An 8,155-nucleotide genomic window follows, 5' to 3' on the forward strand; every position below is an offset into this window, starting at 1 on the left:
AGCGGCGACCACCCAAATCAGACATCCATTCTTGCTTGGTCAATGACCGACTTCAAAGTTGGGCGGACATCGTGACTGTCCTCGGCGATAAGGATTGAAGCAGTTTGCGGGCCTTAAGGGTCACCACATTTACGAACCAGCGCTTGCCCACGCGGCGAGCTTGGATCAATCCGGCTTTCGCCCAGAGGCTGCGGGGGCAAGTGACGATGCGCCGATCGATTTCGGAATAATGGCATTATGCCACTGTTTTGCCCGACGGGTCAAATGGGTTTTGATTCGAAACGGATCGGCTACTGTGCATGGGGTTGTTTTCGAGATTTTGTTGAAGAGGCCTGCGGGCAGGCGGCCGGGCCGAATTCCCTCCTGGAAGGCCGCCGGCAGATTGAGGTTTTCGGGACCGTAGGGTCCTCAACGAGCGGGACATTCCGGTTGGCTCAGGCCGGCCGGACGGTTCGACTCATGGAACTCTTTTGGAACTCTTTTGCCGTGTCCGCGTTGTCGGTTCATGACTGAAGACGTTTCCTACCGACGCAAACCCCTGACCCCCGAACAGCGCCAGGCGCGCGATGCGGTGCGCCGCGTCGAGGCCGAAAAGGCCATGCGCGATCACGAAGAGGCGCAGAAGCAGTTTTATGCCAACAAGGAGCGGCTGAAGGCCGAACGCCTCGCGCGTGAACAGGCGGACGCGAAGGGCTGACCATACGCGGTCGGTCGCGCCGGCAATTGTCGGTGCCTAAAGCATGATCCGGAAAAGTGCGAAGCGGTTTTCCGAAAAGATCATGCTCAAACAAGAACCTAAAGCGCGGTGACGATTCATCCCAATCTCATCGCGCTTTAGTGCCGGCTGGGAATGCGCGTCGCGCTTAGGGCATGCTTGAGCGCGTGGACGGCGCCTGCCAACGCCCCACGCGGCGGTTGCGCCTCGATGGCTTCGGCCGCCATCCGACAATCGTCGGCGACCTTGAGCAGCCCGCTACGCGCGAGATCCATGGTGGAGAGGGCGGCCTGCTCCAGGCAGACCCGTTCAAGCCTTCGAAACTCCCGCAGCTCTCTGTTCATGCGTCAGCTCTCGATGTCCCCCGCGCCATGCGGCGCTGAGTCTGCTTAACGAATGGTTAACATCTCTCCCTAGCCGTCCTGGCTGGCGCGGAGCTTGAGCGTGCGGTGCACAGCCCGGTCCGCGGCGGCAGCTGCGGGCTTGACGGCATCTGGCTTCCGCCGGAAGCTTCGAATGTGCCTAAACTGACGTGAACCACGGAGACGTTCGCTTCCAGCCAGTCCGATCCCATCAGCGACAACGCAATGGAGCTGACCATGACCACGTTCGACAAGCGCGAGCAGGGCTTTGAGGCCAAATTCGCCCACGACGAGGAACTCATGTTCAAGGCCACGGCCCGATCCAACAAGCTGCTCGGGCTCTGGGCTGCAAGCCAGCTTGGCCTCGGCGGCGATGCTGCGGCCGGTTATGCAACGGCGCTGGTAACGGACCATCTGGAGCACCAGACGATGGACGAGGTCCTGGACAAGGTGTCAGGCGATCTTGCCGCCAGGGGTGTGGCGCGCGAGCAGGTCGCGGCCAAGCTTCAGGAATGCCTGCACCAGGCGTTGCAGCAACTCGAAGCGGACAAGTGAGACAAGCCTGCCTTTGACCTCACTCCGCATGCTTCCGCGTCCCGGAATCGCTGAGCCTGTCGACATAGGCTATGCCGATCGCCGAGACGACGAAGGTGAGGTGGATCAGCACCTGCCACATCACGCCGGTCTCGGTGTAGCCGGCCCGGTTCGAACCGAGATTGCCGGCCTCGATGAAGGTCCGGAGCAGCGCGATCGAGGAAATGCCGATGATGGCCATGGCGAGCTTGATCTTCAGGACGCTCGCATTGACGTGGCCGAGCCATTCCGGCTCGTCAGGATGGCCCTGGAGGTCGAGCCGCGAGACAAATGTCTCGTAGCCGCCGACGATGACCATCACCAGCAGGTTGGAGATCATCACGACGTCGATCAACGCGAGCACGCTCATCATGATCTGCTGCTCGGTGAGATCGAGGGCGTGCCAGGAGAGATGCCAGAGCTCCTTGAGGAACAGTGCGATGTAGACGCATTGCGCCACGATCAGCCCGAGATACAACGGCAGTTGCAGCCAGCGCGAGCCGAAGATGATCATCGGCAGCAGGGCCAGGCGCGGCAAGGGCGGGCGGGGCTCGGCGCGAAGGTCCGACTTGGGTCCAGGCTCAACCGACATTCAGGCAACATCCTCGCATCGAGAGATCTCGCTGTCGTGTAACCCGGCACGATGGCCGGCGGAAGACGCGATGCGTTCCGGGGACCGTGCCGTTTCGTGCTAACGTGCCGGGCAGCCGTCGTGCGGCGACCTGACGGGGAGGAGTCGCATCGTGTTTTGGAGCGGTTTCGGCAAATGGCCCGGCGCGATCGCGCTCGCTGCCGCGATCCTGGCTTGTGCAAGCGGCGCAGAGGTGTCGGCGACGCCGCTGACGCCGTTTCGCTACGAGGCGCAGGCGCAGCGTCATTGCCCGCACGACCAGGTGGTCTGGCTCGATTTCAGGAAAGGCGTCTACTACGGCAAAGGCCAGAAGCGGTACGGCCAAGGCTCCGACGGCAGCTTCGTCTGCCTGAACGAGGCCCGCGACAGCTCCTATCGCCGCTCGCTATTGGGCCTGCGCTGAGCGGCCCTGCTCGGGAAGTTCGTGGACGCCGGCTATTTCTGACCAGGCAGCTTTACCGGCACATGTGCGGATGTGCTGATGACCCGGGGACTTCCGTCAGGATAGGTGCGGTCGCCGCGGATCAGCGATTCAAGAACCAGGAAAAATTTCTCAGCAAGCATTTGCGTCACCTTCGTTGGTGATGGCCTCTTGAAATGCGTCGAGGCGCCGAACGCAAAAATTCAATCAACTAAATGGGAGCGCGGTAATCCAAATCGGATCCCATGCTGCATCGCGGTTTAGTTGTGTTTGAAATAAGGAAAGTGATGGTAGTGGTGCTCAGCCGAAGGCCAACGCCACGAGGCTCGAGCAGAGCAGGAACAGGCCGCCGGCGGTCAATGCCAGGAAGCTGTCGGATACGACGTCATGGTTGCGCATGGGACACCTGCCGCTCTCGTCTTCGATGCTCGATCGGATCGATTAAGATTGTCCGAACGTGCCGTCTTGAAAGAGGTGATGCTTGCCGCCCGCGCGAGTGCCTCAGGCCCTCGTGCGGTAACCTTCAAACGCATGGGCCAGGAATATGCCCGCGCTTACCAAACCCATCAGTGCCGAAACCGTCTCGATCATCGTCCAATTCCATTCCGCCCTGCACGCGAGAAAGCGCGTGCGGCCTTGCACAGTCAAAAGAATTCCAGTGCGCGGCTCGACAATGGGAGTGGAGTGAGGATTCGGCGCAACAGAACGTCCAGCGGTGGCACAGAGCAGGGTGCCTGTGCTCCGTAGATCAACGGGGAGAAAGCGAACGCCCCGTTTACCATGCCGGCGTGATCGCTGCGGGCTCCCCATTTCCGCCGTGTTCGGGTTGCGTTATCCTTACTGCTTCCGACGCGGTGGTGGGCCGCTTCGGATTGAAGGACCGGACAGCGCTCCCAGTAACCAAGCGGGTTGGGTACGCCTCCGGCAAAGTGGTATTTGGGGCGCATGGGGATCCGACGGTCAGATTCGGTTTTGCGGGCCGCGCGCGGTGTTGCCGCGGTCGCGACCTGCCTCGCGCTCGCCAATTGCGCGTCCTCCGGTAAATTCGCCAGCCGCGTCGATCCGAAATACGGCGTGTCCTCGAGCCCCCGGGTCGTGGCTTTGGGCGATCCTGTCCCGAAGGGCGGCGGCACCTACCGCGTCGGCAAGCCCTATGTGGTCGCCGGGCGAACCTACGTGCCCGAGGAGGACGTCAACTACCGTGCCGAGGGCATGGCATCTTGGTACGGCGACGATTTCCACGGCCGCCTGACCGCCAATGGCGAAGTGTTCGACATGGGCTCGCTGACAGCGGCGCATCCGACCCTGCCGATGCCGTCCTATGCCCGGGTAACCAACATGTCGAACGGCAAGTCCCTGATCGTCCGCGTCAACGACCGCGGGCCCTATCACGGCAACCGGCTCATCGACGTCTCGAACAAAGCCGCCGAACTGCTTGAATTCAAAGGCAATGGCGTCGCCAAGGTCCGTGTCGAATATGTCGGTCGGGCGCCCCTCGAGGGCTCTGATGACCGCCAGCTGATGGCCACCTTGCGCACCGGCATCCCGGCGCCGTCACCCTCCATGGTCCGGGTCGCCTCCGCCAGGCCGTTCGTGCCGGAATTGCCGTCGTCGAACCGCGGCGCCATACGTGGCGAGGTTCCGATGCCGGAGGGACGTCCCTACAGTCTCGGCAATACATCCGCCGACATGGCTTCGCTCAATGCGACTTCGGAGATGTCGGCCTCGAGCCGCAGCCGGGGCCGGACGCTCCAGAACGCGCGCGCCGTGTCCTATGACGAAGATGGCCGCTACACGACCGGGAGCGCGGCGTCCGCCGCCTACGTCTCCGATGGCGGCGCTGCCGAGGCTCGCGGGATCCTGAGCGGCCGCGGCCTCTACTAAACAGACACCAGGCGGGCAAGACCGGCTGGCTGCGCGGCACGGCAGACTCGCCATTGTTGGCAGGGATCAGAACGGGATGCGCGCCCGTCCCGTGAAGGTCCATATCTGCGTGTTGCCGCCGATGCCGCCGAGCTCGGCACCGAAGCCGACCGTAGATCCGCCCGCAAGCCGGGCGCCGATGCCGCCGGTGACGCGCGCCGACCAGCCTTGAAGCAGTGGTGTGGATGCCAACGGAATACCGCCGGCGGCAACGATCGCCGCCGCGTCGTCCTGGGTGAAATAGTAGTCGGCATAGACGCCGGCAAAGGGCATCAGCAGAACGCTATCGAGCCACGGTATGGGGTAGGAGACCCTGTTGCCGGCCGAGGCGCGGCCGCTGGAGAAGGTCCGCGCCGCCTGCTGGGTGCCGAGGGAATCGACATAGGCGTTTTCCCGCTCCCACAACGCGTAGACCTTCGCGGACGGCTCGATGTTGAAATTGGCCCAGCGGTAGCTGCCGGTGAAGCCGGTGGCGAACATCCAGCGATTGCCGTTGAAATTGCCTTGGGCCGTGCCGGCGCTGCCGTCATAGCCGATGCCCGAATAGGTCACCGCCGCGTCGTAGCGGAGCGTCGGGATGATCTTCCAGCCGAGATAGGCGCCGACGGTCCAGCCGTCGCCCTTCAGCCTTCCGTTGATGTCGGTCTGGGTGTAGCTGAAGCTCTCGTAGCCGCCGGTCACACCGACCAGCAGGTTCGGCGCCGCCCGGTAGGTCAGGCCCGAGAGCAGGTTGAGCTGCTGACCGTACAGCGTGGCCTGGGTCGCCCCCTGACCGATATTGCCTGATGAGCCCCAGCGATCGATACCGGTGCCGCGCACGTCGATCCAGAACAGCCAGTCCTTCTGCTGCTTGAAGCGTGCCATCGGTTGGGCCTTGGTCGGAGCCGCCCGATCGATCGCCGCGAAGGCATCGTCGATCCGCGAGGCACCGCGCGTACCGCGGCCGCTCCGGCCGGAGCCGGCATCACCGGTATAGGCGTTGGGGCCTTGCGAAGCGGTGCGGGTCTTGTCGTCCTCGTCGCCGTCGGACGCGGCGGCGAAGTTGACGCGCACGCCGCCCGCGCCCGGGGTGATGTATTGTCCGCCCTCGCTGAAACCTTCGGAGATCGCGGTATCAATCGCCCCTGAGATCGCCTGGCCGGAGTTTTGCGCCACAATCTTGGTGACGTTGAGCTGGAGGGCGCGCAGCTTGGCGCTGTCGGCGGGAATGTCGACCGACTGGGTCAGGACCGCCGATGTCGAGGCATTGAAGGCGGGACTGCCGTTGTAGGTCGCCGTGATCGTGTGATTGCCGACGGAGAGCGTCGTTGTCGCGAAGGTGGCGACGCCTGCGGACAGGGCGGACGTGCCGATCGGCGTGCCACCGTCGTTGAAGGTCACTGTTCCGGCCGGTGTTCCGCCCGAACTGCCCACAGTGGCCGTGAAGATGACGGACTGGCCGTAGCTACTCGGATTTTGCGACGAGGTGAGCGCCGTCGTCGTTGTGGAGGATAGATAGTTGAACCTGTCGGCGGCCGAGGTGGGTGACACCCCGCCGACCGTCGTCACCGTGACGTCGACCGTGCCGGCGCCGGCGGGCGACGTCGCCGTGATCGAGGTTGCGGAGTTCACCGTGAAGCTCGTCGCGTTGTTGGCGCCGAACTTAACGGCAGTTGCGCCCGTGAAACCCGTGCCGGTGATCGCCACGGACGTGCCGCCCGGCGCGGGTCCGGTAGTCGGCGAAATCGACGTGACGGACGGAGCGGGCGTGTAATTGAACTGATCGGATGCCGATGTGGCGGACGTTCCGCCCGACGTCGTCACGGTGATGTCGACTGTGCCGGCGCCGGCCGGCGATGTCGCGGTGATCGATGTCGCCGAAGTCACCGTGAAGCTGGCCGCATTGGTCGCGCCGAATTTCACTACGGTCGCGCCGGCCAGTGCAGTGCCCGTAATGGTGACCGACGTGCCGCCAACGGCTGGACCTGCGTTCGGAGCAACCGACGACACCGCCGGCGTCGCAGCGTAGCTGAATTGGTCCGCAGCAGATGTAGCCGTTGTGCCGCCGGGTGTCGTAACCGTGACGTCAACTGTGCCGCTTCCGGCGGGAGAAGTCGCGGTGATCTGGCTCGCTGAATTGACCGTGAAGCCCGACGCATTGGTTGCGCCAAATTTCACGGCGGTCGCGCCAGTGAAATTGGTGCCCGTGATCGTCACCGTCGTTCCGCCGCCGAGCGGGCCGCCCGTCGGCGAGACCGACGTCACGGTCGGTGTGCCAAAATAGGTGAACTGGTCCGCCGCCGAGGTCGTCGAGCTGCCGCCCGCGGTCGTCACCCTGACGTCGGCAACGCCGGTCCCGGGCGGCGAGGTCGCGGTGATCTGGGTCGCGGAATTGACGGTGAAGCCCGTCGCAGACGTTGCGCCGAAGGTGACGGCCGTTGCGCCCGTGAAGTTGGTCCCTGTGATCGTCACCACAGTGCCCCCTGTCTGCGGGCCCAATGTGGGTGAGATCGAGGTGACGGTCGGCGAAGGGATATAGGTGAACTGGTCGGCCGCGGATGTTGCGGAGGTGCCGCCTGATGTCGTCACCCTGACGTCGACCGTAGCGGCTCCTGCCGGTGCTGTGGCCGTGATCTGGCTGGCCGAATTGACCGTGAAGCCGGTCGCAGCGGTTGCCCCGAAAGTCACGGCCGTTGCGCCGGAGAAGTTGGTGCCGGTGACGGTCACGGTGGTGCCGCCAGAGCCCGGACCTGACGTCGGAGAAATCGAGGTGACGGTGGGCGCGGGGACATAAGTGAATTGATCGGCCGCCGACGTCGCCGACGTGCCGCCTGAGGTCGTCACGGTGACGTCGACCGTGCCAGTGCCGGCGGGCGACGTCGCGGTGATCTGGGTGGCCGAATTGACGGTGAAGCTGGTTGCCGCGGTCGCGCCGAAAGTGACCGCAGTCGCGCCGGAAAGGTTCGTGCCGGTGATGACCACCGACGTGCCGCCGGTCTGCGGCCCCGACGTCGGCGAGATCGAGGTGACGGCCGGCGGGCCAGCATAGGTGAACTGATCCGCCGCCGACGTCGCGGACGTCCCGCCAGGGGTTGTCACCCTGACGTCCACGACGCCAGTCCCGGCCGGCGACGTCGCGGTGATCGACGTCGCGGAATTGAAAGTGAACCCCGCCGCCGTCGTCGCGCCGAATGTCACGGCCGTGACGCCGGTGAAATTGGTGCCTGTGATCGTGATCGTGGTGCCGCCCGCCGTGGGCCCCGCCGTGGGCGAGATCGAGGTGACGGTCGGGGTCGCGATATAGGTGAACTGGTCCGCCCCGGAAGTCGCCGACGTCCCGCCTGCTGTCGTGACCCTGACGTCGACCGTGCCGGTGCCGGCCGGCGAGGTCGCGGTGATCTGGGTCGCCGAATTGACCGTGAAGCCGGTCGCAGCCGTCGCACCGAACGTCACGGCCGTTGCGCCGGAGAAGTTGGTGCCGGTGATGATCACGGTGGTGCCGCCAGAGCCCGGACCTGACGTCGGAGAAATCGAGGTGACGGTGGGCGCGG

Annotated in this window: 7 protein-coding genes; 4 read left to right on the forward strand and 3 right to left on the reverse strand. The window is 64.5% G+C overall.

What is annotated here, in order from left to right; all coding sequences use genetic code 11:
* Positions 1 to 505: 505 nt before the first annotated feature.
* Positions 506 to 697: a hypothetical protein gene (locus tag NR187_RS13240; RefSeq protein WP_211386454.1), complete on the forward strand. Its 192-nt coding sequence runs from the start codon at positions 506 to 508 to the stop codon at positions 695 to 697.
* 137 nt (positions 698 to 834) lie between these two features.
* On the opposite strand, the gene NR187_RS13245 is transcribed toward NR187_RS13240, so the two are convergent.
* On the reverse strand, positions 835 to 1,059 hold the full coding sequence (locus NR187_RS13245) for a hypothetical protein (protein WP_211386455.1): 225 nt from the start codon (positions 1,057 to 1,059) through the stop codon (positions 835 to 837).
* A gap of 255 nt (positions 1,060 to 1,314) precedes the next feature.
* On the opposite strand from NR187_RS13245, the gene NR187_RS13250 reads away from it, so the two are divergent.
* Positions 1,315 to 1,632 carry a DUF1476 domain-containing protein gene (locus NR187_RS13250; protein WP_211386456.1) on the forward strand — a complete coding sequence of 106 codons (318 nt, stop codon included), beginning with the start codon at positions 1,315 to 1,317 and terminating at the stop codon, positions 1,630 to 1,632.
* A gap of 19 nt (positions 1,633 to 1,651) precedes the next feature.
* Here the strand turns inward: NR187_RS13250 and NR187_RS13255 are convergent, their stop codons facing one another.
* Positions 1,652 to 2,242: a TIGR00645 family protein gene (locus tag NR187_RS13255; RefSeq protein WP_211386457.1), complete on the reverse strand. Its 591-nt coding sequence runs from the start codon at positions 2,240 to 2,242 to the stop codon at positions 1,652 to 1,654.
* 151 nt (positions 2,243 to 2,393) lie between these two features.
* Between NR187_RS13255 and NR187_RS13260 the strand changes: the two genes are divergently transcribed.
* Both NR187_RS13260 and NR187_RS13265 read left to right on the forward strand, forming a co-directional pair.
* Complete coding sequence (locus NR187_RS13260; protein ID WP_211386458.1) at positions 2,394 to 2,684, forward strand: hypothetical protein; 291 nt, start codon at positions 2,394 to 2,396, stop codon at positions 2,682 to 2,684.
* A gap of 963 nt (positions 2,685 to 3,647) precedes the next feature.
* Positions 3,648 to 4,586, forward strand: a complete 939-nt coding sequence (locus tag NR187_RS13265; RefSeq protein ID WP_256806665.1) for a septal ring lytic transglycosylase RlpA family protein — start codon at positions 3,648 to 3,650, stop codon at positions 4,584 to 4,586.
* A gap of 66 nt (positions 4,587 to 4,652) precedes the next feature.
* Here NR187_RS13265 and NR187_RS13270 read toward each other — a convergent pair.
* Positions 4,653 to 8,155, reverse strand: a 3,503-nt coding sequence (locus NR187_RS13270) for an IPT/TIG domain-containing protein (protein ID WP_256806666.1), incomplete at its 5' end; no start/stop codon positions are given.

Origin of the sequence: Bradyrhizobium sp. Bra64 (assembly GCF_024519875.1) — a bacterium.
In the GTDB taxonomy this organism is placed as follows: Bacteria; Pseudomonadota; Alphaproteobacteria; order Rhizobiales; family Xanthobacteraceae; genus Bradyrhizobium; species Bradyrhizobium japonicum_G.